The sequence below is a fragment of the Noviherbaspirillum agri genome (assembly GCF_054780595.1).
This window is the reverse complement of sequence record NZ_BAAGWA010000004.1, coordinates 240,199-264,156: the sequence shown is the minus strand read 5'-3', so window position 1 is coordinate 264,156 and position 23,958 is coordinate 240,199. Positions and strand designations below refer to the sequence as shown.

General features: G+C 60.0%; 21 protein-coding genes and 1 riboswitch. Of the genes, 14 read left to right on the top strand and 7 right to left on the bottom strand.

Translation table 11 applies throughout. The features are described 5' to 3' along the window. The first annotated feature begins 144 nt into the window (after positions 1 to 144). The 7 genes from metG to ACYVIA_RS09365 all read left to right on the top strand — a co-directional run bounded on the left by metG (position 145) and on the right by ACYVIA_RS09365 (position 7,627). Positions 145 to 2,217 carry a methionine--tRNA ligase gene (gene metG, locus ACYVIA_RS09395; protein ID WP_460840140.1) on the top strand — a complete coding sequence of 691 codons (2,073 nt, stop codon included), beginning with the start codon at positions 145 to 147 and terminating at the stop codon, positions 2,215 to 2,217. A 49-nt stretch (positions 2,218 to 2,266) separates the two neighbouring features. Continuing rightward, complete coding sequence (locus ACYVIA_RS09390) at positions 2,267 to 2,746, top strand: GNAT family N-acetyltransferase (RefSeq protein WP_460840139.1); 480 nt, start codon at positions 2,267 to 2,269, stop codon at positions 2,744 to 2,746. A 155-nt stretch (positions 2,747 to 2,901) separates the two neighbouring features. Further along, positions 2,902 to 4,587 (top strand): SulP family inorganic anion transporter, encoded by a 1,686-nt coding sequence (locus tag ACYVIA_RS09385; protein WP_460840137.1) that lies wholly within the window; start codon positions 2,902 to 2,904, stop codon positions 4,585 to 4,587. 128 nt (positions 4,588 to 4,715) lie between these two features. Continuing rightward, positions 4,716 to 4,922, top strand: a complete 207-nt coding sequence (locus ACYVIA_RS09380; protein ID WP_460840135.1) for a DUF3460 family protein — start codon at positions 4,716 to 4,718, stop codon at positions 4,920 to 4,922. A 3-nt stretch (positions 4,923 to 4,925) separates the two neighbouring features. Next, positions 4,926 to 5,804 carry a segregation and condensation protein A gene (locus tag ACYVIA_RS09375; RefSeq protein WP_460840133.1) on the top strand — a complete coding sequence of 293 codons (879 nt, stop codon included), beginning with the start codon at positions 4,926 to 4,928 and terminating at the stop codon, positions 5,802 to 5,804. A 42-nt stretch (positions 5,805 to 5,846) separates the two neighbouring features. Beyond that, the gene (panC, locus tag ACYVIA_RS09370) at positions 5,847 to 6,686 is read left to right on the top strand and encodes a pantoate--beta-alanine ligase (protein ID WP_460840131.1); all 840 of its coding nucleotides are present in this window, start codon (positions 5,847 to 5,849) and stop codon (positions 6,684 to 6,686) included. A gap of 110 nt (positions 6,687 to 6,796) precedes the next feature. After that, complete coding sequence (locus ACYVIA_RS09365) at positions 6,797 to 7,627, top strand: cobalamin-binding protein (RefSeq protein WP_460840129.1); 831 nt, start codon at positions 6,797 to 6,799, stop codon at positions 7,625 to 7,627. 136 nt (positions 7,628 to 7,763) lie between these two features. Here the strand turns inward: ACYVIA_RS09365 and ACYVIA_RS09360 are convergent, their stop codons facing one another. Then, complete coding sequence (locus ACYVIA_RS09360; RefSeq protein ID WP_460840127.1) at positions 7,764 to 8,372, bottom strand: nucleotide-binding protein; 609 nt, start codon at positions 8,370 to 8,372, stop codon at positions 7,764 to 7,766. A 159-nt stretch (positions 8,373 to 8,531) separates the two neighbouring features. Between ACYVIA_RS09360 and ACYVIA_RS09355 the strand changes: the two genes are divergently transcribed. The 4 genes from ACYVIA_RS09355 (at position 8,532) to ACYVIA_RS09340 (ending at position 14,014) form a co-directional block, all read left to right on the top strand. Next, a complete protein-coding gene (locus tag ACYVIA_RS09355; protein ID WP_460840125.1) occupies positions 8,532 to 9,866 on the top strand; it encodes a hypothetical protein in 1,335 nt (444 codons plus the stop codon). Next, positions 9,859 to 10,527, top strand: coding sequence for a hypothetical protein (locus ACYVIA_RS09350; RefSeq protein WP_460840123.1), 669 nt, complete (start codon positions 9,859 to 9,861; stop codon positions 10,525 to 10,527). Before ACYVIA_RS09355 ends, ACYVIA_RS09350 begins: the two co-directional genes overlap by 8 nt. 20 nt (positions 10,528 to 10,547) lie before the next feature. Beyond that, positions 10,548 to 13,370: an ATP-binding protein gene (locus tag ACYVIA_RS09345; protein WP_460840121.1), complete on the top strand. Its 2,823-nt coding sequence runs from the start codon at positions 10,548 to 10,550 to the stop codon at positions 13,368 to 13,370. Positions 13,371 to 13,555: 185 nt separating this feature from the next. Beyond that, entirely contained in the window at positions 13,556 to 14,014 is a 459-nt protein-coding gene (locus ACYVIA_RS09340) for a hypothetical protein (protein WP_460840119.1), read from the top strand. On the opposite strand, the gene ACYVIA_RS09335 is transcribed toward ACYVIA_RS09340, so the two are convergent. The 3 genes from ACYVIA_RS09335 to ACYVIA_RS09325 are packed head-to-tail and all read right to left on the bottom strand — an operon-like array spanning position 13,995 to position 17,706. Further along, on the bottom strand, positions 13,995 to 14,789 hold the full coding sequence (locus ACYVIA_RS09335) for an ABC transporter ATP-binding protein (protein ID WP_460840118.1): 795 nt from the start codon (positions 14,787 to 14,789) through the stop codon (positions 13,995 to 13,997). The genes ACYVIA_RS09340 and ACYVIA_RS09335 overlap by 20 nt on opposite strands. After that, positions 14,786 to 15,760, bottom strand: a complete 975-nt coding sequence (locus ACYVIA_RS09330) for a FecCD family ABC transporter permease (protein WP_460840116.1) — start codon at positions 15,758 to 15,760, stop codon at positions 14,786 to 14,788. The genes ACYVIA_RS09335 and ACYVIA_RS09330 overlap by 4 nt, the downstream gene beginning before the upstream one ends. A 17-nt stretch (positions 15,761 to 15,777) precedes the next feature. Then, the gene (locus ACYVIA_RS09325) at positions 15,778 to 17,706 is read right to left on the bottom strand and encodes a TonB-dependent receptor domain-containing protein (protein ID WP_460840114.1); all 1,929 of its coding nucleotides are present in this window, start codon (positions 17,704 to 17,706) and stop codon (positions 15,778 to 15,780) included. Positions 17,707 to 17,788: 82 nt separating this feature from the next. Continuing rightward, a riboswitch (cobalamin riboswitch) is annotated at positions 17,789 to 18,012 on the bottom strand. A 139-nt stretch (positions 18,013 to 18,151) separates the two neighbouring features. On the opposite strand from ACYVIA_RS09325, the gene ACYVIA_RS09320 reads away from it, so the two are divergent. The 3 genes from ACYVIA_RS09320 (at position 18,152) to ACYVIA_RS09310 (ending at position 21,834) form a co-directional block, all read left to right on the top strand. Next, positions 18,152 to 19,030 carry an alpha/beta hydrolase gene (locus ACYVIA_RS09320; RefSeq protein ID WP_460840112.1) on the top strand — a complete coding sequence of 293 codons (879 nt, stop codon included), beginning with the start codon at positions 18,152 to 18,154 and terminating at the stop codon, positions 19,028 to 19,030. A gap of 195 nt (positions 19,031 to 19,225) precedes the next feature. Next, positions 19,226 to 19,996: a protein phosphatase CheZ gene (locus tag ACYVIA_RS09315; protein ID WP_460840110.1), complete on the top strand. Its 771-nt coding sequence runs from the start codon at positions 19,226 to 19,228 to the stop codon at positions 19,994 to 19,996. Further along, positions 19,996 to 21,834: a chemotaxis protein CheA gene (locus ACYVIA_RS09310; protein ID WP_460840108.1), complete on the top strand. Its 1,839-nt coding sequence runs from the start codon at positions 19,996 to 19,998 to the stop codon at positions 21,832 to 21,834. Before ACYVIA_RS09315 ends, ACYVIA_RS09310 begins: the two co-directional genes overlap by 1 nt. 111 nt (positions 21,835 to 21,945) lie before the next feature. On the opposite strand, the gene ACYVIA_RS09305 is transcribed toward ACYVIA_RS09310, so the two are convergent. The 3 genes from ACYVIA_RS09305 to ACYVIA_RS09295 form a co-directional block, all read right to left on the bottom strand. Continuing rightward, on the bottom strand, positions 21,946 to 22,197 hold the full coding sequence (locus ACYVIA_RS09305; protein WP_460840106.1) for a hypothetical protein: 252 nt from the start codon (positions 22,195 to 22,197) through the stop codon (positions 21,946 to 21,948). 86 nt (positions 22,198 to 22,283) lie between these two features. Continuing rightward, a complete protein-coding gene (locus ACYVIA_RS09300) occupies positions 22,284 to 22,847 on the bottom strand; it encodes a VOC family protein (protein ID WP_460840104.1) in 564 nt (187 codons plus the stop codon). Positions 22,848 to 22,863: 16 nt separating this feature from the next. After that, entirely contained in the window at positions 22,864 to 23,856 is a 993-nt protein-coding gene (locus ACYVIA_RS09295) for a fumarylacetoacetate hydrolase family protein (RefSeq protein ID WP_460840103.1), read from the bottom strand. Positions 23,857 to 23,958 lie beyond the last annotated feature (102 nt).

Below are 23,958 nucleotides of genomic sequence, written 5' to 3'. Positions count from 1 at the left end.
TCTCCCGAATTTTGTTGCAACAAGTCTAAACCAATTCACAGGCGCCGCCGACCGGAACAGGATCCCTGCGTTTGACAGCGGATCGCTGCGATAAGCGCCCATGCGCTGCTAGAATGGCAGTTTTTCCTCAACAAGCATTGCCAAATGAGCACCACACCGCACCGCAAGCTGTTTGTCACCACCGCCCTGCCCTACGCCAACGGCGCATTCCACATCGGCCATATCATGGAATACATCCAGGCTGACATCTGGGTACGCTTCCAGCGAATGCAGGGCCATGAGGTGCACTTCGTCGGTGCAGACGATGCCCACGGCGCACCAATTATGATTGCCGCGGAAAAAGCCGGCGTGACACCGCAGGAATTCGTTGCCCGGATCGCTGCGGGCCGCAAGCAATATCTCGACGGCTTCCACATCAGCTTCGACAACTGGCATTCGACCGATGCGCCGGAAAACCATGAATTATCGCAGGACATCTACCGTCGCCTGCGAGATGCCGCAAAATTAATCACGACCAAGACCATCGAGCAGTTCTTTGATCCGGTCAAGAACATGTTCCTGCCGGACCGCTACATCAAGGGCGAATGCCCGAAGTGCGGCGCCAAGGACCAGTACGGCGATTCCTGCGAAGTGTGCAGCGCCGTGTACGCGCCGACCGACCTGAAGAATCCGTATTCGACGCTGTCTGGTGCCACACCGGTGTTGCGCTCATCCGAGCACTATTTCTTCCAATTGTCGAACCCGAAGTGCGTGGAATTCCTGCGCGAATGGACGCAGGCGCCGAACCGCCTGCAACCGGAAGTCGTCAACAAGGCCAAGGAATGGCTGGAAGGCGAGGAAGGCCTGGGCGACTGGGACATCAGCCGCGATGCGCCGTACTTCGGCATCGAGATCCCGGATGCACCGGGCAAGTATTTCTACGTCTGGCTGGATGCGCCGGTCGGCTACCTCGCGTCGCTGAAGAACTACTTCGCCAAGACCGGCCGCGATTACCAGGCTTTCATGAACGATGCTTCCGCCGAGCAGTATCACTTCATCGGAAAGGACATCATTTACTTCCATACGCTGTTCTGGCCGGCGATGCTGAAGTTCTCGGGCCTGAAGGTGCCGAACAATGTGTTCGTGCACGGCTTCATCACTGTTTCCGGCGAAAAGATGTCGAAATCGCGCGGCACCGGCATTTCGCCGCTGCGCTATCTGGACATCGGCATGAACCCGGAATGGCTGCGCTACTACATCGCCGCCAAGCTGAACGCAAAGGTGGAAGACGTCGACTTCAATCCCGACGATTTCGTCTTGCGGGTGAATTCCGACCTGATCGGGAAGTATGTCAACATCGCCAGCCGCGCCGCAGGCTTTATCACCAAACGTTTCGGCGGCAAACTGAGCGACCCGATCACCGGCGAAGGTGCGATGACCTGGCGCCTGCGCTTCGGCGAACAAGAAGACGCCATCAAGGAAGCTTTCGAAGCGCGCGAGTACGGCAAGGCAATCCGGCAGGTGATGGCGCTGGCTGACGAAGTGAATCAGTACGTCGACACGAAGAAGCCTTGGGAACTGGCAAAGGATCCGGCCAACAATCAGGAGCTACAGGACGTCTGCAGCAACCTGCTGCGCTCTTTCTACTGCCTGACGATTTACCTGGCACCGATCCTGCCGGCGCTGGCACGCAAAGTTTCCACGCTGTTCGGCATCGAGCGCGACCTGACGTGGGCAGACCTGCAAAACAGCCCGACCTCCATCGGCAACTTCGAACACCTGATGACGCGCGTCGATCCGAAGATGCTCGATGCACTGTTCGAGCCGCCGGCGGAAGCAGCACCTGCAGCACAGGCTTCGGCGCAGCCTGCCGGTGGCGCAATCGAGCCGCTTGCCGAGGAAATCAAGATCGACGATTTCGCGAAGATCGACCTGCGCATTGCAAAGATCGTCAACTGCGAACATGTTGAAGGTTCCGACAAGCTGCTGCGCCTGACGCTCGACGTGGGCGAAGGCCGCACGCGCAATGTTTTCTCCGGCATCAAATCGTCCTACAAACCGGAAGACCTGATCGGCAAGATGACCGTCATGGTGGCCAACCTTGCGCCACGCAAGATGAAGTTCGGCATCTCGGAGGGCATGGTACTGGCGGCCTCCGCGGCGGACGAAAAGGCCAATCCGGGCATCTATGTATTGAACCCGTGGCCGGGCGCAGAGCCGGGCATGCGGGTCCGTTGACCATGGCAACTCAGAGCAACCCAGACAGTCGCTTTCGGGCGTGGTGCAAATGAGTATCGTCGTTCGAGAAGCATCGCTCGACGATGCACCCTTGATTGCGGAGCTGACGCGTGCCGCGTGGGCGGACAAGGTGGCCGTCACTTCAAGCGGCCATCACGAGACAGAGGTGCGTGTGCTGCAGGACCTGCAGGCCGGCGGCGGTTTCATACTGCTCAAGGAAGAGCAGCCGATCGGCTCGGCACGCTGGGTGCCAGTCGAAAGCGAACCGAATGTCTGGGAAATCATGCGCATGGGTGTCGTGCCCGCCCACCGCGGCGAGCATCTTTCGCACTATCTCGTCGAGGCCATCATCCATCGTGCTCTGGCCGCCGAAGTAACGGATTTGCGGCTTGCCGTGCGCGCCGACCAGACGAGATTGCTCGATCTATATGCCGCCTTCGGATTCGAACGTGCACCGGAGCTGGAATACAGTCACGCCAATCCTCTCGAGCCCACACCGACCGTCATGAGAAAGCGGCTCGGCTACTGATCCAGGTCATGTGCGCCACAGTCCGTGCGCACAGGACTTGGCAGGCTCGGCCACTCGAGCGCACAATAACTCCCACATAACATCATTCTGCGTCGGCCAGGTCCGCTCCAGGCACTGGTTCTCATGACACAAGCAGCAAGGGGGAGGAAGACTGGATGAGCTTGGCCAACATTAGCTTTCGCCCCCGCCTGTTCGATGCCCTCCAGGGATATGACCGTACGCGATTTCTGGCGGACGCGAGCGCAGGACTGACCGTCGGCGTGGTCGCATTGCCACTTGCCATGGCATTTGCGATCGCGTCTGGCGCAAAACCGGAAGCCGGCATTTTTACCGCCATCATCGGTGGCTTTCTGATCTCCGCACTCGGTGGCTCTCGCGTCCAGATCGGCGGACCGGCAGGCGCATTCATCGTTGTCATCTACGGCATCATCGAGAAATACGGCCTCGCCAACCTGCTGATCTCGACCATACTCGCCGGCATGCTGCTCTTCGCCATGGGCATGTTCCGCCTCGGAACACTCATCCGTTACATCCCTGTACCGATCGTGATCGGCTTCACCAACGGGATTGCAGTGCTGATTGCACTCTCGCAGATGAAGGACTTCTTCGGGCTGGACATCAGCAAGATGCCGGGTGACTTCTTCGCACAAATCAAGCTGCTGGGGATGAATGCACACACGGTGAACTGGGTGACGCTGGGAATTGCCGCAGTCTCGCTCCTTGTCATGTTCAGCTGGCCGGCCGTGTTCCGCACTGTCCCCGGCCAGGCACCGCCAAAGTATCCACGCCTGTTCAAAGTGCTGAAGCCGATCCCGAGCCCGATCGTGGTTCTCGTCCTGAGCACGCTCGCCGTCAGCCTCTTCCAGCTTCCCGTGGAAACCATTGGAAGCAAGTTCGGTGGCGTCCCGCAGGCGCTGCCGAGCTTCCAGCTGCCAGAGTTCTCCTGGGAACTCGTCAAGCAGTTGATGGCGCCGACGATCACCATCGCGCTGCTGGGTGCAATCGAATCATTGTTATGCGCGCGCGTGGCCGAGAATCTAACCGGTGACCGGCACGATCCGAACCAGGAACTCATGGCGCAAGGTGCCGCCAACTTCATTGCCCCCTTCTTCGGAGGCATTCCGGCCACCGGTACCATCGCACGCACCGTCACCAACATCCGTACCGGTGCGACTTCGCCGGTTGCGGGCATCGTGCATTCACTCACCCTGCTGGTCATCGTGCTGGTCGCGGCGCCGCTCGCGAAAAATGTGCCGCTTGCAGCGTTGGCAGCCATCCTGCTGCATGTCGCATTCAACATGGGTGAATGGCATGAGTTTGTTCGCTTGATGCACTTTTCCCTCAACTACCGGATCCTGGTCGTTACCACTTTCCTGCTCACCGTCATCATCGACCTCACGGCGGCGGTGGAAGTCGGACTGGTTCTGGCATGCATTTTCTTCATCTACCGGATTTCTAGCCTTACCCGCATCGAACCCATGGCACAGTCGGCAATGCCGGCCCCACTGGCTCCCGGCGTGGCTGCCTACTCCCTCTTCGGCTCACTGTTTTTCGGTACCGTGGGAAAAATGGAGCAGCTGAACAATGAAAAAGCCGCCCCGAAGAAAGCGTTGTTACTGGAACTGCACCAGCTCATCAATCTCGACACAACCGGTCTCGACGCGCTGGAAACCTTCCACAAGTCGCTGATGAAGCAAGGTTGCCAGCTGATCATTTGCGGCGCCAACCACCAGCCGCTCAGCCTGATGCAGCGCACCGGATTTCTCGAGCGCCTCGGCAGCGAGAACTGCGTGGATGACTTGCAGCAGGCAGTAGTACGGGCAAATGCTATTGCGGCATGAATCCTGCCTGCAGCAGACCTTGCATATGTTGCAATCACATTTCCTGTTGTCACGTCGGTGATTGACTGAATCGTCAGGAAGACGGGGTAAAATAGCGCCCAACTTTCACGGCAACCCTGTTCAACATCATGAAATTCAGCAAGCAACAATCGCTCTACCAGTCCGAATTCACCAAGTTCCTGAACGAGATGAAGTCCAAGGATCCGGGGATCGAACAACGCCAGCGCGAGGGCCGTGCCCTGCTGTGGGACAAGGCGCCGATCGACCTCGACGCGACGAAGCGAGCAAGAGAGTCACGTGTAAAGCAGCAGCCTTACGTGTACCAGTCCAAGTAATCAATGAGCACGCAGCAGGACGCGCTGCTTGCGCATTTGCCGGCTGACGCCCCGGAACGTGCACTGGTGGGCCAGCCGGACTCGACACCGGATGTGATCGACGGCATGGCGTACGCAAAGTTATATGGCGAGCCGCTGTTCAAGCTCCCGACCGACCTGTACATCCCGCCGGATGCGCTGGAGGTGTTCCTCGAAGCGTTCGAAGGTCCGCTCGACCTGCTGCTTTATCTGATCCGCAAACAGAATTTCAACATCCTCGACATTCCGATGGCGCAGGTCACGCGCCAATACCTGGAGTACGTCGACCAGATCCGCGTGCACAATCTGGAGCTGGCAGCGGAATACCTGCTGATGGCAGCGATGCTCATCGAGATCAAGTCGCGCATGCTGCTGCCGGTAAAGAAGGCCGATACCGGAGAGGAAGCGGCCGACCCGCGCGCCGAACTGGTGCGCCGCCTGCTGGAATACGAGCAGATGAAGCTCGCTGCCCAGCAGCTCGACACGCTGCCGCAGCTCGGTCGCGATTATGTCCGCACGCAGGTCTATATCGAACAGAACGTCGTGACGCGCTGGCCGGATGTACACATCAGCGAATTGCAGGCGGTCTGGGCCGATATCCTCAAGCGCGCCAAGCTGACCCAGCACCACACGATCACGCGCGAAGAACTGTCCGTGCGCGAGCACATGACCAGCATCCTGCGCCGCCTGCAATCGGCCAAGTTCGTCGAATTTGCCGATTTGTTCGATCCCTCGCGCGGCGTTCCTGTCGTTGTCGTCAACTTCATCGCACTGCTCGAGCTGGCCAAGGAGACGCTGATCGAAATCACGCAGGCAGAAGCGTTTGCACCGATCTACGTCCGCCTCGCCTATTCACCCACCTGATCCCCCTGCCGTCCCGGCACTTAACCGTAGCAAGGCTGTTTCATGAAAATCATTTCTTCCATTGACGAATTGCGCGACCAGCTGCGCGGCCAACTGCGCACCGCCTTCGTGCCGACCATGGGTAACCTGCACGAAGGCCACCTGTCGCTGATGCGTCTGGCACGCAAGCACGGTGATCCGGTCGTGGCGTCGATCTTCGTCAACCGCCTGCAGTTCGGGCCGAACGAGGATTTCGACAAGTATCCGCGCACCTTCCAGGCTGACGTGGAAAAGCTTGAAAAGGAAGGCGTCTACGTTCTGTTCGCACCGACAGAAAAGGATCTGTATCCGGAGCCGCAGGAATACCGCGTACGTCCGCCGGATGACCTAGGCAACATCCTCGAAGGCGAATTTCGCCCCGGCTTCTTCACCGGCGTAACCACTGTCGTCCTGAAGCTGTTCTCCTGCGTGCAGCCGCGCGTGGCGGTGTTCGGCAAGAAGGACTACCAGCAGCTGATGATCGTGCGGAACATGGCGAAGCAGTTTGCGCTGCCGACCGAGATCATCGCCGCCGAAACTTATCGTGCGGAAGACGGTCTTGCGCTGTCCTCCCGCAACGGCTACCTGTCCACCACAGAGCGTGCCGAGGCGCCAGAGCTGTACAAACTGCTGAACGAAGTCGCCGAGGAAGTGCGCTCTGGCCATCTCGATATGTTCGAACTGGAACGCCATGCGATGGCCAAGCTGGCCGGACGTGGCTGGAAGCCGGACTACATTTCGGTGCGCAAGCGTGCCGACCTGCAGCCGCCGTCGGCAGGCGACCTCGCCCAAGGCGCACCGCTGGTGGTGCTTGCTGCTGCCAAACTGGGCACGACGCGCCTGATCGACAATCTGGAAATCTGAAAAACCGGTCGCCGGCCATCCGACCGGTGGCTGGCCGGTGACCGACATCTCTTTTTATGCGACATCGCATTGCCCGGCTGCTGACATGTTGCGCACTGGCGTTACTCCCTGTGTCAGCCGCATTGGGCGCCATCACCGTCGTGGACGACGCCAAGCGCAGCGTCACCCTCCCACAGCCGGCGCGCCGCATCGTGAGTCTGTCGCCGCATGCAACCGAGATCCTGTTTGCCGCCGGCGCCGGGCCTTATATCGTCGGCGTGGTCGAATACAGCGACTATCCCCCGGAAGCAAAACGCATCACCTCGGTCGGCAGTGGCGTCGCACTTGACCTGGAACGCGTCATGTCGCTCAAGCCTGACCTGGTTGTCTCCTGGGGCAGCGGCAATTCCGCGGCCCAGATCAGGAAGCTGCGCGAGCTCGGCATCCCCGTCTTTGAGAGCGAGCCACGCGACTTTCCCACCATTGCGACCTCACTGGAACGGCTTGCAACGCTGGCGGGCACTGACCAGACAGGCAAGGCGGCAGCATCGGTCTTCCGCGACCAACTGCAACACATTCGGTCGACATATCAGCAGCGCACGCCGGTGACCGTGTTCTACCAAATATGGCGCAATCCGCTGATGACGTTGAACGGCGAGCATCCGGTATCCATCGCACTGCGCCTTTGCGGCGCGAGGAATGTGTTCAGCGACCTGCCGCAGCTTGCCCCGACCGTCAATGTGGAGGCGGTTCTTCAGGCAAACCCGGATGTCATCATTGCCAGCACTGGCGAACAGGACGACGTGCTTTCCGGCTGGCGCCGCTTTTCAGGACTGAAAGCGGTGGAACGCGGAAATCTCTTCCTCATCGATGGTGGCCTCATGAACCGGTCCGGCCCGCGCATCCTCGATGCGACCGAAGCGCTCTGCCAGCAGCTGGATATCGCCCGGAATCGAAAATAGTGGGCCGCCTAAACGCCTCACGACAAACGTTCGAACAATGTTATAACGCAGCAGCAACCACCGTTAAAGTAAGACAACACGATTCCCATCCGCTTCGAAGAAGTCATTGTGCTGTTCGCGGGATTCGCGCTGGTCGCTAGCCGAGCCAGCTCACCATGGCCTGCCACTGTTCTACGTCCTTCTCCACGCGCGATGGCGCGACGTCCCACAGCGTCGCGCCGTGGGCGGCGAGTTGTACGTAATTCTGCGTGTCGCGCAGATAGCCAAGTACAGGCAGACCGAGATTGCCGACGTAATGTGCCAGCTGGTCTGCGGCACGCGTGCGAATGTTGATTCGCATGCCGATCACGCCAACGCTGTATTTCCCCTGTTGGGCAGCCAGGCGCTGCAGGAATTCCTGAGTTGCGAGGATATCGAACATCGATGCCTGCAACGGCACTACGACCTTGTCAGCGATGCGAAGCACCTCATCCAGCCGCGCCCCGCCGAGGCCGGCCGGCGTGTCGAGCACGATATGCGTCGTCCCTTTCGGCGGCCTGGCGACATGGCCGTTGACGATATCCCAAGGTGCGATCGGAGGCAGGCTGCCAGGACGGAGCGCCAGCCAGGCACGGGAAGACTGCTGGACATCGACGTCACCGAGCATGACCTTGTGCCCGCGCTTGGCGAAGTATCCCGCCAGATTGGTTGCTATTGTGCTTTTACCAACACCACCCTTTGGATTTGCAACGACGATGACTGGCATGGTTTCCTCCCTCTGGAATGCCACACTTCACGTTCAATCAGTGGAATTACGTGCCTGAAGACAACATTTTTAACAGAATAGCATGCTGATTTCAGACGATGGCTGTGCATGCGGTGATTTCTGGTTCTGTCAGGCAAGGCGCTGCCTTAAAATACCGGGATGCAAAATACATCGACGAATGCCGGCCTCCCGCCGCCGGACGAAGATCAACAAACGTCCCTGCAAGCCTACTTCAAGCCGGAAATCTCCCCAGACGATATCGAACAGGTATTTCGCCTGAAGCGGTCACAACCGCTGCTGCAGGCTTTTACCGCCTTGTTCCATGGCGGCTTCGATGGCGTGCTGGTGCGCCTGCTGGTGCTCGGCGAACTGGCCGCGGATGCACAGGCCGGCGCCTTGTCGCGTGCCGACATCAATACCAAGCTCGGCTATCTCGACCCGGACAGCCTGGAAACCGTGCTGGCCCGCCTGCGCGCGCACAACCTGCTTGCGTGGGATGCGGCGCAAGGCGTGTATCGCATTACACCGACCGCCCGTAACGTCCTCGCCGCCATCGAAGGTCTGATGGCAATGGACGAGGACAATGACGAAGCGGAGATGGGCTTCCTGCTGTCGCAGGTTGCAGGCGCCCAGGCCGTTGGCGGCGTCACCGTCGAGCAATTGCAGCATCTGCTGGGCCGCATGGTCGACCTGACCGAAGAATTCCGCGATGCGATCGCATCCGGCTCCGAGTTCCGCCTGCGTGCAGCGCAGGAAAAGTGGCACACCGCCTGCGACTGGGTGGACAAGGGCTCGCAGATCATCCAGGCAATCACCACCGATCCGGATGCGGACTCGGCCACGCACCGCGCGGCGCAGGCCATTGGCCGCGCACAGAGCGCATTGCTGAACATGCAGGGCATGTTCTCGCGTGCACTCAACCAGATCGAACGCCAGCGAGTACACCTCGGCCAGTCCGGCCTGTCGACGACGGACATCAAGACCTGGCTGATGCAGCATGAAGATCTCGCCGGCCTGGCGCGCAATGCGATTTCCCTGCCGGTCACGCCGATGTTCATCACGCCGTCGGAGATGATCGACGTTGCCGAGACCGAGCTGTTTACCGACCGGAACAAAGGTGTGGACGACGCGCTGCCGAGCGGCGAAGACGCGCACATCGCCCAGAGCGAAGCGGCCACCATCCCGGTGGAGCTGGATACATGGCTGACGCGCCTGTCGACCTTTGCCAATTCCACCACTGCCGCAGGCGAAGTTCACGAAACGCTGCTGCCCGCCCACTTCGCGGTAGCGTCCTATCGCGCTTCGCTATTGCCCTTGCTGGGCGATGAAAGCGAAGCTGCGCTCCAGGGCGGCACCGCAACCATGGCCCGGCTGCCGCTCGTTTTCGCGCCACGCGACGACATGGTGCAACTGAAAGACCCGCACGTGGCCGCGATCTCGCTCGCGACACTGACACCCAAACAAGACAATCAACCGGATTCCGAAGATGAGTGATGAAGCACAACTCCTGATTGCGCAACTGCTGACACACCAGACACTGGCGCGCGAGAACAAGCTGGTCAAACGCGCATTGACCGACGAAGTGTTTCGCCTTGATGTCGATAACCGGCTCGCCGCCTGCGGCATGAAATTCCTCGACAACGTCTATGCCGACAACGTCACGCTCGGACTGGCGCGGGAAATCGAGCCGAAGATTTTCGGTTCGCGTGAAGTCTGGCAGAACAACAACATGGGCCTGGCGCGCGACGGCGTTGCGCTACTCGTGGTGTTGTGGGCAATGATCATCCTGCCCAAGCGCGAGCGTCAGGAAGCGCACCAGCATGCGCTGGAAGACCAGGAAGACATGTTCGGCAAGGACAAGCCGCTGCCTCGCGCAGAGGATGCGTCAATGGGCATTTCCTACCGTGCGTTGCTGGCCGACTTCGGCGACAAGCTGGGCAAGAAGACGCGCATGGACATGAACCTCGGCATCCTCAACAAGCTCGGCTTCATCGAGCGTCGCGGCGACATGATCGTCGAAGGTCCGCTGCTGGACCTGATGATGGATACCGACGCGCTGAAGGACCGCATCATCAACGGTGCGCTGGCCGACATCTTCCATCGCCCGCCGCCGAAGGAAGCCGCCATCCTCAATTTCCCGAACGTTGAACAATAAGACTCGCGAACAGGACACGCATGTTTCATATCAAATCGCTGGAGATGGTCCACTGGGACTACTGGCAACGCGTCAAGAACATTCCGCTGGATGCGAAGATCATCACCATCGCCGGCCAGAACGGTTCCGGCAAGACCACGCTGCTCGATGCGCTGCGCACGCTGTTCGGCCTCGACTGCTCGATGGGTCGCTCGTACAAACATTACGCGCGCCACGCCGGGCAGCAGACTTCCTGGCTGCGTGCCGTGGTCGACAACCGCGCCACGGGACGCCAGTTGTCGAACCGACCTTTCCGCTCCTCAGGCTTTTTCAGCGAGGACGAAGTCACCCTGTTCTGCCAGATCCAGAAGAATGGCGGCGACTGGAAGCGCCAGTACCTGATGCGCGGCGGTGCCGTAGATATTGAAGAAGTACAGGACGCCACCGACTGGCTGGGACTGGAAACCTACCGCAAACGCCTTGCCAATGCCGGCCTGTCGCCCGCAATGGCAAAAGTGTTGGCGCTTGAGCAGGGCGAAACCGACAAGCTGTGCGAATACGCACCGCGCCAGTTGCTCGACCTCGTGTTCCAGGTGTTCGGTGACAAGGAAGTGCTCGATGCCTACGATGAGGCCAAGCGCCATCAGCGTGACACCGAACTGGAACTGCAGCGTTTCGAAGCCGAGCTGGAATCCGCACAGACCAACCTCGAACGCCTGCGCCTGCGCGCGGCGAACTATCACCAGTGGGAAGGCCTGAACAAGGAACAGCGCGACCTGCAGGAAGAAATCCTGCCGACGCTGCAATACCACGATATCCGCGAAAAGGCAGCCGCCACCAGCCAGGCGCTGCGCGAGTCCCGTTCTTCGCTGCTGGTGCAGGATGCGCAATTGTCGGACCGCCGTTCCGAAGTGGCGGAATGCGCAAACGCCTTGAGCGCCGCGCACCAGCAGGAAACCGCACTGGAAGAAGAAAAGTCGACGCTGGAAAAGCGCCTGTCCGAAATCAACAGCAAGCTCAAGCCACTGGAGAGCCTGCTGGAACAGAAAACCCGCTTGCAGAAACTGGCTGCCGACGAGGGTGCCGACATTGCCGACGTCGCGACGCAACTCGAGCAAAAGGAAGCCGAGTACATGCGCCAGCGGCAGGCGCGCGACGAACTGGCGGCGCGCATTGCCGCCGACCGTGCCGCAATCGCCGCGCTGGAAAGCAAATCCGCCCTGCCCGATCCGGAGAACGTGCGCTCCATGCGCCGCGCGCTGGCCGATGCAAAGATCGAACATGCGATGCTGCCGGATATCGTCGAGGTCACCGATCCGCGCTGGCAAGGCGCAGTCGAAGGTGTGCTGCGCGGTTTCACCTCGGTCGTGCTGCTGGAAAACCCGCGCGACGCTGCCGCCGCCTATAGCATTGGCGAAAAGGAACGCTACGGGCACTTCATCGTGTCCGACCGTGTGAAAGCGCCCGAAGTCAAGGACAAGAGCCTGCTGTCGGTGGTTCGCTTCACTGCGCCGGCGCCGGCATGGCTGATCGACCAGCTCGAGCGCATCATGCGCGTCGACTCCGTCGATGCCGGCACCAAGCTGCCGTCCAGCGAAGAATGGATCACACCGGAGGCTTACCATCGCGAGCGTCGCGGTGGCCGCTCGCTGTTCGTGGAAGCATCGCGCTACCGCTTCGGCGATGCCGGTCGCCTGCAGCGCCTCGCAGCATTGCAGGCTTCGCTGCCCAAGCTGGAAGCACAGGAAGACCAGCTCACGCTGAAGATCAACAAGCTCGCAAGTGAAGTCAGTTCATTGAAGGCGCGCATTGCAGGCGTCGACGCGGCCAAGGAACTGGTTGCGCGTCAGGCGGAATTCGATGAAGCAACACACAGCGCGACACCGCTGAAGGCGGCACGGACCGAAGTCGGTACGCGCCTTGGCGAACTGTTCCCGCTGACGAAGAAAGCAACGGAAGACCGTACGCTGGCTGACAACGCTTGGCAGAACGCCAAGCGTGCGCTGGCGGACAGCGAGGCGCATGTACGCCAGTCGCAAAAGCGCCTGCGCGAAGAACGCCAGACGCATGCGGAGAAACTGCGCGAAATCCGCCAGACCTGGCGTCATCTGCCCTTTGCATGGCGCAATCTCGCCCGCCGGCAGCAGCTGGTCGAAGAACACCAGAACGCACACCAGGTGGAGCTCCGCCTGAAGCACCTCGCCGCTGATCTCGAGCGCGACGACTGGGAAACCGACTCGACGGTGGTCGACCAGCATGTGCGCCTCAACGGTCTGCTGCAAGGCCGCCAGGCGGAAACCGAGGAACGCCGCTACCAGAACAACCGTGCAATCGAAGCAACGGAGAATGCGCGCGGTGCGTATATCGAGCGCCTGCGTTACACGATTAAGACCTATAGCAAGAACATCAAGGAGCTGGGCGAGCTGGCCGGCATTGAAGTCCATGTCGATCCGGTGCGCCTCGAGAACGACGACGTGCAGCTGGCGCAAGCCGGCTTGCATGTGCGCTTCAAGTTCGACGGCAAGGGCCCGATCGGCCTCAACGACGGTGAAGCATCCGGTGGCCAGCAGGTGATGAAATCACTGATCCTGCTGATCGGCCTGCTGAAGTCGGATGACGGCTCCGGCGGCTTCGTGTTCATCGACGAACCGTTCGCCCACCTGGACATCCGCAACATCCAGCTGGTCGGCGAGTTCCTGAAGAACACCGATGCGCAGTACCTGATGACGACGCCGCTGACACATAACACCGACGTGTATGACCCTTCGGAACTGACGCTGATCACCAGCAAGAAAAAGAAGGATACGCACTGGGCGCAGCCGATCTTTGTGCTGCAGCGGCGTGCTGAGTCAAAGGTGGCCTGAGCGGCAGCGGCCCGCCGGCCGCCTGCCCGCATCCCTCGCAAATCGGGATGCTCCTCAGCACCTAGGGTGATAACTGCCACCTATCTCACTCGACGCCCTGATAGAGCGTATTCACGTACAACTCGAGAACATGCCGCCGCACCCCACGTCTAACCCCTTTCTTTCGTCGACTAAAGGAGGCCGCCATGGGCAAGGCAAGCAGGCGCAAGCGGGAACGGCATCTTCATCTCGGGTTCGCCGATAAGGACTGGCCGGTCCAACACGAGGAGGGCAGCAAGATATCGCCCTGCTTGATCGAGTTGATCGATCCCTACATCGACGACGCCACTACCATCGACGAACTCAAGCTGATCGTAGCTGCCGGCACGATTGCATGGAATCTCGCCGCCATTCCCGAACCTTATCGTTCGGATGAACTGGAAGAACTCGTCGCACCACTGGGAGAGGAAGCAGCCTTCCTTTTTGCAACACTCATTCCCGAGCTGGTGGAGAGAAAGCTGGACCTGTTCCCTGAGGATGGGCGTCGCATCACCGGCTGGGATGTCAGGAAAAAGAATGGGCAACCCTACATCACCGTTTCCGCGGTGGCGGGTGTCCCGGCAGGAATACTCGTAGAAAACCGGGTTAATGCGCGACCGGAATAAACAGTCGCCCCTGCTCCGATTCGACCACCTCGAAACCGCAGCCGAAGGTCTGCTGCAAAACAGGCGGGAGCAGCACCTGCTCTGTCGTTCCTGCCCAGTGCTGCCCTTTCGCCAGGGCCAGAACATGTGTCGCATAGCGCGACACAAGGTTCAGGTCATGGCATGCGGCAATCACCGCCTTGCCGCGCCCTGCCGACACCGGATCACGATTGACGATCTCGCGTGCCAGCCCCATCACCGCCAGTTGCGCGGCTGCGTCCTGATGCGCAGTCGGCTCGTCGAGCATCAGAAGGTCCGGGTTCTGTGCCAGCAGGGTCGCCAATGCAACGCGCTGCCTTTCCCCGCCTGAGAGTCTCATCACATCTTTCTCTTCGATGCCTTCCAGCCCCACTGCCGACAGGGCCCAGTGTGCAATCGCGCGGTCGTCCTCGTCTTCCCAGCCAAGTCCTACCTGATAGGGATGCCGGCCAGCCATCACCGTATCCAGCGCCGTGCTGGAGAACGCATCAAGCTGTTGCTGCGCCATCAGCCCGCGCCGGCGCGCCAGAACTTCCGGCCGCAGGCTGCGCATTTCCGCACCTTCAAGAAGGATGCGCCCCGAAGCAGGATCGAGCAGCCCCGCCAGCGTGTGCAGCAAGGTGCTCTTGCCCGCCCCGTTCTTGCCGATGATGCACCAGAACTCGCCGGCACGGACGCCGAGATTGAGGCCGTCAACCAGCAGCTTGTCACCGGCCTCCACCCGCAGCGATTCGGTAGTCAGCAATAGCGTATTCATACCTTGCTCCGCGATAGCAGCCAGAGGAACACCGGCACGCCGATCAGCGCGGTAATCACGCCAACCGGTAATTGCGTTGGCGCGACGGCCGTGCGCGCCACCAAATCCGCCAGCGTCAGTACCGTGCCGCCAGCAAGCGCTGCGGCAGGCAGCAGGATGCGCTGGTCGTTACCAAAGAGAAGCCGCATTGCATGCGGCACCACCAGCCCGACGAAACCGATTGTACCTGCCACCGTCACTGCTGCTGCGGTGGCAATGGATGCCGCGCAAAGTGCTGCGATTCGCAGTCGCACTACAGGCACGCCGAGCAATTGCGCGAAGCTTTCACCCCGCGCAAGCAGGTTCAGTCGCTTCGCATTCATGACTGCCCACACCGTGACAGCAAGCAGCACGAGCCACGCTGGCAAGATGAAACGATTCCCTTCAAGGTCACCCAGCAGCCAGAACACCATGCCGCGCAATTGGGCATCCGGTGCCAGGCTCAGGATCAGGGTAATGATGGCGCCAAATCCCGAGGCGATCATGACGCCGGTGAGAATCAGGCGATGGCCCACCGCGTAAGGCGCAACAGGCAAGCGACGCAGCGGCTGGCGCACGAGGGCAAACAGCAGCAGCATCGCTGCAGCCGCCCCCACCCCGGCGCCGATACCACCTGCGCCATCCATCGGCAGGCCGAAGTACGCCGCAGCAAACATCGCCGACAGCGCACCAGCAGCCGAACCACCGGACAAGCCCAGCACATATGGATCGGCAAGCGGATTGCGCAGCAGGATCTGCATCAGCGCGCCGGCCACAGCCAGCAGGCCACCCACTGCGAATGCCGCAAGTGCGCGCGGCACACGCAGCATCCAGAACACGTCATTGCCGGCGATGCTTCGCGTGCACCCCGTACTGCCGCACAGGGTGGCGGCGGCTGCCACCAGCATGGCGATCAACGCCAGGCTGAGCAGAATGGTGATTGCGCGCCGCATCGCCGTTTTCGCCTTTCTTACGGCTGCCAGTTCACGCCGACGAATACGCCGCGTGGTGCCTGGTTGTAGCCGTAGGCGGTTTGGTAGTCGCGATCGAACAGGTTTTCGACGCGGCCGTACAAGGACACGTCTTTTTGCAGCTCATAACGCGTTGTCAGGTTGGCTGTCCAGTAAGCGCCGAGGCGGCGAGTTCCGTCGGGACGCGATCCTGTGTAGCCGACGTCACCTCCAACCTGCCACTGGCCGAAGGTATGATTGGCCGCCAACGAAGCAAGTGTCTCAGCACGACGGCGCGAGCGCTGTCCCGTCGTCTCGTCCTCGGGGTCCTGCAGCGTCAGGCTGGCGCGCAGATCGGTATCCCGCCACTTGGTGGTGGCGCTCAGCTCAAGTCCTTTGTTGCTCGCCTGGGCCACGTTCTCGAAACGACTTGTTGCGAAGTCATACTGGAACTGCTCCTTGATACGTGTCTTGAACAGGGTTGCGCGGATAAGAGCTGTAGGAGTCGCATATTGCATACCGACTTCCGCCGAGCGGGTGCGTTCCGGCTTCAGGTCCGGATTGCCGAAGAATGGTGCATATAGGTATCCGAGCGACGGCACACTGAAACCGGTCGACAGGCTTGCGGTTGCCTTGAGTGCGCTCGTCAGGTTGTAGCCATAGCCAAGGTAGCCGGTCGTTGCGGAGTCGACGTGCTGGGTATCATCATGGCGCACGTTGAACTGCAATTGATGTGCGTTGATCTTGCCTTGCAAGCCCGTGTAGACGCTGTTCGCGTAGCGATTGGCACTGAAGGTTGTCCCGAAACCATCGTTGCTGTCGAGTTCCTGCAACTGGCGCTCCAATCCGGCTGTCGTAGTCCAGTCCGTCGACAACGCGATTTCGTTATTCCACTGGAACATGCGCGTCTTGCTGGCAAAACGGTTGTCATTCACGCCGAACGTCGTGTCGTTGTGGTTTGCATTCTTGTCACGCGAGACGGCGTAGGACACGCGTGAGGACCAGTTGGATGCAAAGCGATTCTGCGAGAACAAGGTAAATGTGTCGACGTCGGTCTTGCCCTTGTGAATATCGGTAGGCGCACCAAAGCTGCTGTCGTAATCAAATTTTCCTTCAGTGTTCGAAAAGCGCAGCCCCAGCTCATGTCCTTTGCTCCACTCTTGCGCCAACATGCCGCTGACACTGGTGTTCCGATAGCCGTCCTTGTCCGGATTTCCACTTGCAAGCTGGCTGGTGTCGATCGATGAAAAACCATCCGTCCTGAAGTTCGAAGCTGCAATGGAATAACGCGTCCCGCCGGACGAGCCATTGACACCGGCAGACACGCGCGTCGTGTCGCGCGAACCCGCCTCGGCATTCACGGTGACACGCGGTGCGCCATCGCCGCGCTTGGTAAATACCTGGATCACGCCACCGACGGCACCTGAGCCATAGATGCTCGATACGTTGCCGCGTACGATTTCGATACGGTCAATCTGGTCGAGCATCAGGTGCTCGATGCTGACGGTACCGGTTGCATCCTGCTTCGTCAGCGGTACGCCATCCAGCAGGATCAGCGTCTGACGTGTTTCGGCACCGCGCACGAACAAGCCGCTTGCCTGACCATAACCACCGCTCTGCGTGAACTGGATGCCCGCCTCTCGTTTGAGCAGCGCCGGCAAATCAACGGCCTGCGATTGACGAATATCCTCCGAGGTCAGCACCGTCGTGTGGGGCAAGGCATCAACCTGTGCCTGTTCAACGCGCGATGCCGTCACGACGACTGGAGCAAGCGTCTTGTCAGCAACCTGTGCAGCAGCATTCACAGAGACTACAGCGGAGATGGCAGAAACCAGAGCGAGCGGCGTCCATGCCACAAGGCCGGGACGTGAAGTGGAAAAATACATGATGTTGTTTTCGAAAAAAGCCCCCAGCATGCTTCCCCGCATGCCGGATTCAACGAAAGGCATGACAGGGCGATCGAAAACGGATGAACGGAATAGCGGCAATGATGCCCAGGACCGATGCATGTTCGCGAGACTCCCCGTCGCAGCACTTTCCCCAGTCTTGGCCGGTATCCGGGCTAACAAGTCAGGTCGCCTCACCTTCCCATGCAGGACAGCACAGTGGCATGAAGAGACAGCCGGTCATTCGTGGAATGACGATTGTTTTACCGTTGCGGGGGCAGCACACGTTAGCTCTATGACAAGCACCGTGTTTCCCGTTTAACTGCACGCATGGACATGCGCGCGGGCACCAAAACCCCGGCAGTGTATGCGCTGCGACGTTGCTCGTCAAATAAGCATTCTCACTGTGGAAGATACGGACACCGGTTTTCCATAAAGTTTGCTACTCTCGGGTTCACTTCGTCACGCCGGGCAATATTGCACGGACAACAACACAGACTGTGCTTTCATGAACAAACAAGCCGATTACTACACCCAGCAATACAATGCCCGCGCCATGATTCCTGACCATCCGCGCATCTTCACGCGCTGGCTGAAGGAATCCACCCATGTGCGTCGTACGCATGCCGCGCTGTTCGACCTGGCCTACGGCGAATCGAGCGGTGAGCGCCTCGACTTCTTTCCGACCAATCGCGGTGATGCGCCGCTGCTGGTGTTTATCCATGGTGGCTGGTGGCGCTCGCTCGACAAGTCGGATTTCTCCTTCGTCGCACCGGCATATACACGCGCCGGATTCAACGTCGCGCTGACCAACTACACGCTGGCCCCGGATGCGTCGATCGCAGAGATCGTGCTTCAGCAATTGCGCGCCCTCGCCTGGCTCTATCGCAATGCCGAAAAATACGACTTTGACCCACAGCGCATTGTGGTTGCGGGGCATTCCGCGGGTGCGCACCTGACGGCGATGATGCTCGCGGCACTCTGGCCGTCGTTTGCACCGGACTTGCCGGCGGACCTGGTCAAGGGGGCCATTCTCCTGTCCGGCATCTACGATCTTGAACCCGTGCTGCATGCCGATTTCGTGAATGTCGACCTGAAACTGACGGGGCACGACATTGACCGCCTGTCGCCGGCATGGATGCCCAAGGCGCATGACGCACCTTTCATTACCGCCTTCGGCGGGCAGGAATCCGAGGAGTTCAAGCGCCAGACCGGACTGATTGCAGAGTCATGGAAAGACTGGCACCGCGGCGATATTGCACTGCCCGATATGAACCATTTGACTATTTGTGATGCGTTCGCAACGCCAGGCGGGCCTTTATATGAGGCCGTGGTCGCGCTGGTCAGCGACATTCCCGCTGCTTCGTCCAATCTGGCCTCGACTTGAGAAATTTTTGATCCGTGCCGGGTTTGCGGCAACACGGCGCAGCAGTATGATGTTTTAAGTTGCGCACAGGAAAGCCCTGACTGATAATTCTGCTGAACAGCCGCGCCGTCACGGCGCAAATAAAGATCTGGCAACATCACGAACCTTGGTATTTTTCGTAGAAGAATGCCACCCACGAGCACAGAGAGTACCGACATGACCGACGCAGCAGACGATCTCGAAGCATTGTTTGACGAAGTAGCCGCACAGCGGGCCGAGACAGTCGCTCAAACAGTTTCCGCGCCGGCCGCGCCTGCGATGGAAGCCGCTGCGGAAGAAGATGGAGAGGCGCAAGCCGCGCTTGCAGAGGGCAGCGAAGCTCAGTCCGACAAGCCCATGTACGAACGTCTGGGCGGCATCGTGCGCATGCTGCACGACTCGCTGCGCCAGCTCGGTTATGACCGCTCGCTGTCGAACGTTGCCAACCAGATTACCGATGCACAGGGCCGCCTCGAGCATATTGCCTCGCTGACCGAACAGGCTGCCAATAAGGTGCTGAATACCGTGGACACCGGCATTCCGGAACAGGAAGCCCTGTCGAAGAAGGCAGAGGAAATGGAGAATCGCTGGGCGATGCTGTTTGAAGGCAAGCTCAGCATCAATGAATTCAAGGCGCTTGCCGGCGACTCGAAGCAGTTTGCCGCCACCGTCATGCAGGCGTCGGAATCGGAAAAGGCGCGCCTGCTCGAAATCATGATGGCGCAGGATTTCCAGGACATCACCGGCCAGCTGATCAAGAAGATCGTTGCCATTACCAGCACTGCGGAGCAGGAGCTCGCGCAACTGCTGCGCGACAATGCCCCGCCGGAAGTGAAAGCCGCAATGGCAGAAAACAAACCAACTGAACTGATGAGTGGTCCGTCCGCACCAGGCGCAGCAATGGCACAGGACGACGTCGACAGCTTGCTTGCAGATCTGGGGTTCTGATGGATGACATGCTCAAGGAATTCGTCGTCGAGGCGCTTGACCTCGCGACGAACGTGGAAGAGCACCTGCTCACGCTGGAACGCCGTCCCGACGACAGCGATACGCTCAACGCGCTGTTCCGCTCCTTTCACACCATCAAGGGCGGCGCAGGTTTCATGAACCTCGCGGCCATCGTGTCCGCCTGCCACCTGACCGAAAACCTGTTCGATGCACTACGCACCGGCAAAGTGCCGGTGACGCCGACCGCTATCGAAGCCGGCCTGCAAGCCAGCGGTTTCGTCGCAGACCAGCTGACGCAACTGGCCAATGGTGCAGCCCCGGAAACCCTGCAACCGATGCCCGCTCCGCTCGAAGAAATCCTCAAGCAGGCTATCGATGGCAAGGCGACCACGCCGGCAGCGACACCTGCAGCACCGGAACCTGCAGTGTCCGAAGCTGCGCAGGCAAGCACCTCGCCCGACGAAATCGACTGGGATGCGCTGTATCGCGCGGTTGTTCCAGCCAGTGCCGCTTCCGCCCTCCCTGCAGCCGCATCACCCGCTGCTGCACCAGTCGCCGCTCCGCTTTCTGCTGCGGCATCGTCAGCGATTCCAGCCGCAGCTCCCAAAGGCACCGCAGACGACCATGGTGCAAAACCGATCACTGCGCAGGTCAAGGAAGACAGTATCCGTATCGACGCGGTCAAGCTGGACGCGTTGCTCGAGGTCGCGGGTGAATCGGTACAGGCGGCGAACCAGGCAGCCGTGCTGGTGGAAAAACTATCGCAGTTCAAGTTCGACGGCCAGGCGGCAACCTTGATGGCCGCACTGCAGGAAACCCTGAGCCGCGCCTCGCGCTACTCGACGGAATTGCAGCGCGCAACACTCGCCACCCGCATGCAGCCGGTCGGCCGGCTGTTCCAGAAATTTCCGCGCCTCGTGCGCGAACTCGCACGCGACCTCGGCAAGGACGTCGAACTGGTCATCGAAGGCGCCGAGACGGAAGTCGACCGCGTCGTCGTCGACAGCTTGTACGACCCGCTCGTGCATATGCTGCGCAACGCGCTTGATCACGGCATCGAGACGGCTGAAGAACGCGCAGCGACCACCAAGCCCGCCAAGGCAAAGATCCTGCTGAAGGCCTGGCAGGAAGGCAGCAGCGTCATCATTGAAGTTTCCGATGATGGCAAGGGAATGGATCCCGTCAAGCTGCGTACCAAGGCCCTCGCAAAGGGTCTCATCAGCGAAAACGTTGCGCAATCGGCGGAAGAAGCATTCCAGCTGGTGTTCCTGCCCGGATTCTCCACCAAGGAAGTGGCTTCCAGCGTGTCGGGACGCGGTGTGGGCATGGACGTCGTGAAGACGGCCGTCGAGAAGCACCGTGGCGCGATCCGCATCGACTCTGCCCTCGGCGAAGGCACACGCTTTACGATCCGCCTGCCGATCGAGCTGTCGATTGTTCCCACCATGCTGGTCCGCACTTCGGGGGCAGCACTCGCCATGCCGATGGCAGTCGTGCAGCGCGTGGTGGAATTGCCGGAAATGTTTGATGAAGTCGGCGGCGCACCGGTATTGCGCGACCAGGGAAGGCCGCTTGCGGTCCGCTCACTGGCCGGCATCCTCGGCTACGAACGTGGCAAGGAAAAGGTCGGCATCGTCATCGCCGCCCACCAGCCCTACATCCTCGCTGTCGATGCGGTGGATGGCACGGCCGACCTGGTGATCAAGCCGCTGACGGCATTGTCAGTCCCGGGGGTGAACGGAACCGCCCGTTCCGCCGAAGGCGAACTGGTGCTTGTGATCAGCCTTGCGTTCCTGCTCGACGGTTGCAAGACAAGCAGTATCCGTCTGGCCGCCTGACCTCTCCCCGCATGCTCCGGACACGCATTGTCCGGAGCCTCCCTTGCCAGTGATGCAATCCGGCCTGCAACGCAGGCCTCGCATGCATGACGGCAGTGCTTCGGACGACAGTTATTGCTGCGGGCGGCTGCTCATGACTTTGCGCACCGATACCCCACCAGCAAGAAACAGCGCCAGCATCACCGGCACCCAGCCGAAAAGCAGGTTGTAAAAGCCGAGCTTGGCAATGAAACCGTTGCAACTGACCGTCATTCCGACCAACGTACATCCATGGTCATGCGTCAGCAGCGCCAGCACACTCCAGATTGCAAGCAAAACAAGGAAAACCGTCCAGGCAACAGCAGGTTTGAATAGAGAGCTCATCGGTCAAGCCAACAGGAACAAAAACGCCACGGCATTCATCCGGTACCGTACATCGGAGAGATGCTTCCTCAGTCGGAGGCTGCGGCTTACGGCCTTGCCAGGCGCTCCGCTTTCTCCTTCGACCAGGCGGCAATTTTCTCATGAATGCCCTTCTGTTCAGTAAACATCTGCGAGTTGGAAGCCAGCTGCGCCGACAGCTCCAGCCGGATTCCGTTCGGGTCAAAGAAGTAGATAGACTTGAAAATGCGGTGGTCGGTCAAGCCCAGTACTTCGATGCCGTGCGCCTCCAGGCGTATTTTCATCGACTCCAGCTGCTCCACCGTATCCACGCGCAGCGCGATATGGTTGACCCACGCGGGCGTGTTCGGACTTGGCGCCGGCGCCATGTTGTCGCCAAGGTCGAAGAACGCAAGGCATGAGCCATCCGTCATACGAAAAAAGATGTGGACGTAAGGGCAATGCTCGCCGGTCGATGGCACGATGTCGCTGCGAATGTAATGAAACAGCGGCAAGCCAAGGATGTCCTCGTAAAAATGCCGCGTCTCTTCCGCGTCACGGCAGCGATAGGCGAAATGATGCAAACCGTTGATCGGCACCGCAGCGGGTAATGCTGCGGGCAAGCCAACCTGCGTAGTCGTCACTGCTTCCATGGTCCCTCCGGTTCTGTCATTTGGATGCGCCGCCTTGCACCACCTGCTGGTCGATGGCACCGAAGAGCGACTTGCCGTTTTCATCCAGCATCTCGATGCGAATCGTGTCGCCGAAATGCATGAACGGCGTCTTCGCCTCGCCTTCTTCGATCATCTCCAGGCAGCGCTTTTCGGCGATGCAGGTATACCCCTTCTTGCCTCCCTTGTTCGATACGGTGCCCGAGCCGATGATGGAACCAGCGCGCGCGTTGCGCGTCTTGGTCAGGTGCGCGATCAGTTGCGGAAAACTAAATACCATGTCGACACCGGCATTCGGCTGGCCGACGAGCTTGCCGTTCCACGTCGCCCGCAGCGGCAGATGCACCTTGCCGTCCTTCCACGCATCACCCAGCTCATCCGGCGTGACAGCCACCGGGGAAAAACTCGACGCCGGTTTCGACTGAAAAAATCCGAATCCCTTCGCCAGCTCAGCGGGAATCAGGTTGCGCAGTGATACATCATTCACCAGCATGAGCAGCTTGACGTGCGACAGCGCCCTTTGCGCGCTTGTGCCCATCGGCACATCGTCGGTAATCACGGCAAGCTCGCCTTCGAAATCGATTCCCCACTCTTCCGAAGCCAGCACGATGTCATCGGTCGGACCGATGAAGTCGTCCGATCCCCCCTGATACATCAAGGGATCGTGCCAGAAGGACTCCGGCATCTCTGCATTGCGTGCTTTGCGCACGAGTTCGACATGGTTCACATAGGCCGAGCCGTCGGCCCACTGGTAGGCGCGCGGCAGCGGCGCCATGCAGCGTTTCGGATCGAACTCGAAGCTGCGATGTGCCTTGCCGGCGTTGAGCTGCTCATACAACTGCTCGAGTTGGGGTGAAATGTACGGCCAGTCGTCGAGCGCGCGTTGCAGGTTCGGTGCAATGCCGTCGGCGACATGTGCAGTCTTCAGGTCGCGCGCAACAATGATCAGCTGGCCGTCTCGTGTTCCGTCTTTCAAAGTCGCAAGCTTCATCAGGAATCCTTTTCTTGTTGGGTAACCGCGTATTGGTCAGGACGTTGGTCAGGAAAGTTGGCTTAAGGCGAGAACTGATTTACCATTCAGCCTATTACGCAT

Excerpts from the sequence above, each read along its gene's own strand:
- metG (WP_460840140.1), top strand. The coding sequence starts at position 145 with ATGAGCACCACACCGCACCGCAAGCTGTTTGTCACCACCGCCCTGCCC.
- ACYVIA_RS09390 (WP_460840139.1), top strand. The coding sequence starts at position 2,267 with ATGAGTATCGTCGTTCGAGAAGCATCGCTCGACGATGCACCCTTGATT.
- ACYVIA_RS09385 (WP_460840137.1), top strand. The coding sequence starts at position 2,902 with ATGAGCTTGGCCAACATTAGCTTTCGCCCCCGCCTGTTCGATGCCCTC.
- ACYVIA_RS09380 (WP_460840135.1), top strand. The coding sequence starts at position 4,716 with ATGAAATTCAGCAAGCAACAATCGCTCTACCAGTCCGAATTCACCAAG.
- ACYVIA_RS09375 (WP_460840133.1), top strand. The coding sequence starts at position 4,926 with ATGAGCACGCAGCAGGACGCGCTGCTTGCGCATTTGCCGGCTGACGCC.
- panC (WP_460840131.1), top strand. The coding sequence starts at position 5,847 with ATGAAAATCATTTCTTCCATTGACGAATTGCGCGACCAGCTGCGCGGC.
- ACYVIA_RS09360 (WP_460840127.1), bottom strand. The coding sequence starts at position 8,372 with ATGCCAGTCATCGTCGTTGCAAATCCAAAGGGTGGTGTTGGTAAAAGC.
- ACYVIA_RS09355 (WP_460840125.1), top strand. The coding sequence starts at position 8,532 with ATGCAAAATACATCGACGAATGCCGGCCTCCCGCCGCCGGACGAAGAT.
- ACYVIA_RS09350 (WP_460840123.1), top strand. The coding sequence starts at position 9,859 with ATGAGTGATGAAGCACAACTCCTGATTGCGCAACTGCTGACACACCAG.
- ACYVIA_RS09345 (WP_460840121.1), top strand. The coding sequence starts at position 10,548 with ATGTTTCATATCAAATCGCTGGAGATGGTCCACTGGGACTACTGGCAA.
- ACYVIA_RS09340 (WP_460840119.1), top strand. The coding sequence starts at position 13,556 with ATGGGCAAGGCAAGCAGGCGCAAGCGGGAACGGCATCTTCATCTCGGG.
- ACYVIA_RS09335 (WP_460840118.1), bottom strand. The coding sequence starts at position 14,789 with ATGAATACGCTATTGCTGACTACCGAATCGCTGCGGGTGGAGGCCGGT.
- ACYVIA_RS09330 (WP_460840116.1), bottom strand. The coding sequence starts at position 15,760 with ATGCGGCGCGCAATCACCATTCTGCTCAGCCTGGCGTTGATCGCCATG.
- ACYVIA_RS09325 (WP_460840114.1), bottom strand. The coding sequence starts at position 17,706 with ATGCCTTTCGTTGAATCCGGCATGCGGGGAAGCATGCTGGGGGCTTTT.
- ACYVIA_RS09320 (WP_460840112.1), top strand. The coding sequence starts at position 18,152 with ATGAACAAACAAGCCGATTACTACACCCAGCAATACAATGCCCGCGCC.
- ACYVIA_RS09315 (WP_460840110.1), top strand. The coding sequence starts at position 19,226 with ATGACCGACGCAGCAGACGATCTCGAAGCATTGTTTGACGAAGTAGCC.
- ACYVIA_RS09310 (WP_460840108.1), top strand. The coding sequence starts at position 19,996 with ATGGATGACATGCTCAAGGAATTCGTCGTCGAGGCGCTTGACCTCGCG.
- ACYVIA_RS09305 (WP_460840106.1), bottom strand. The coding sequence starts at position 22,197 with ATGAGCTCTCTATTCAAACCTGCTGTTGCCTGGACGGTTTTCCTTGTT.
- ACYVIA_RS09300 (WP_460840104.1), bottom strand. The coding sequence starts at position 22,847 with ATGGAAGCAGTGACGACTACGCAGGTTGGCTTGCCCGCAGCATTACCC.
- ACYVIA_RS09295 (WP_460840103.1), bottom strand. The coding sequence starts at position 23,856 with ATGAAGCTTGCGACTTTGAAAGACGGAACACGAGACGGCCAGCTGATC.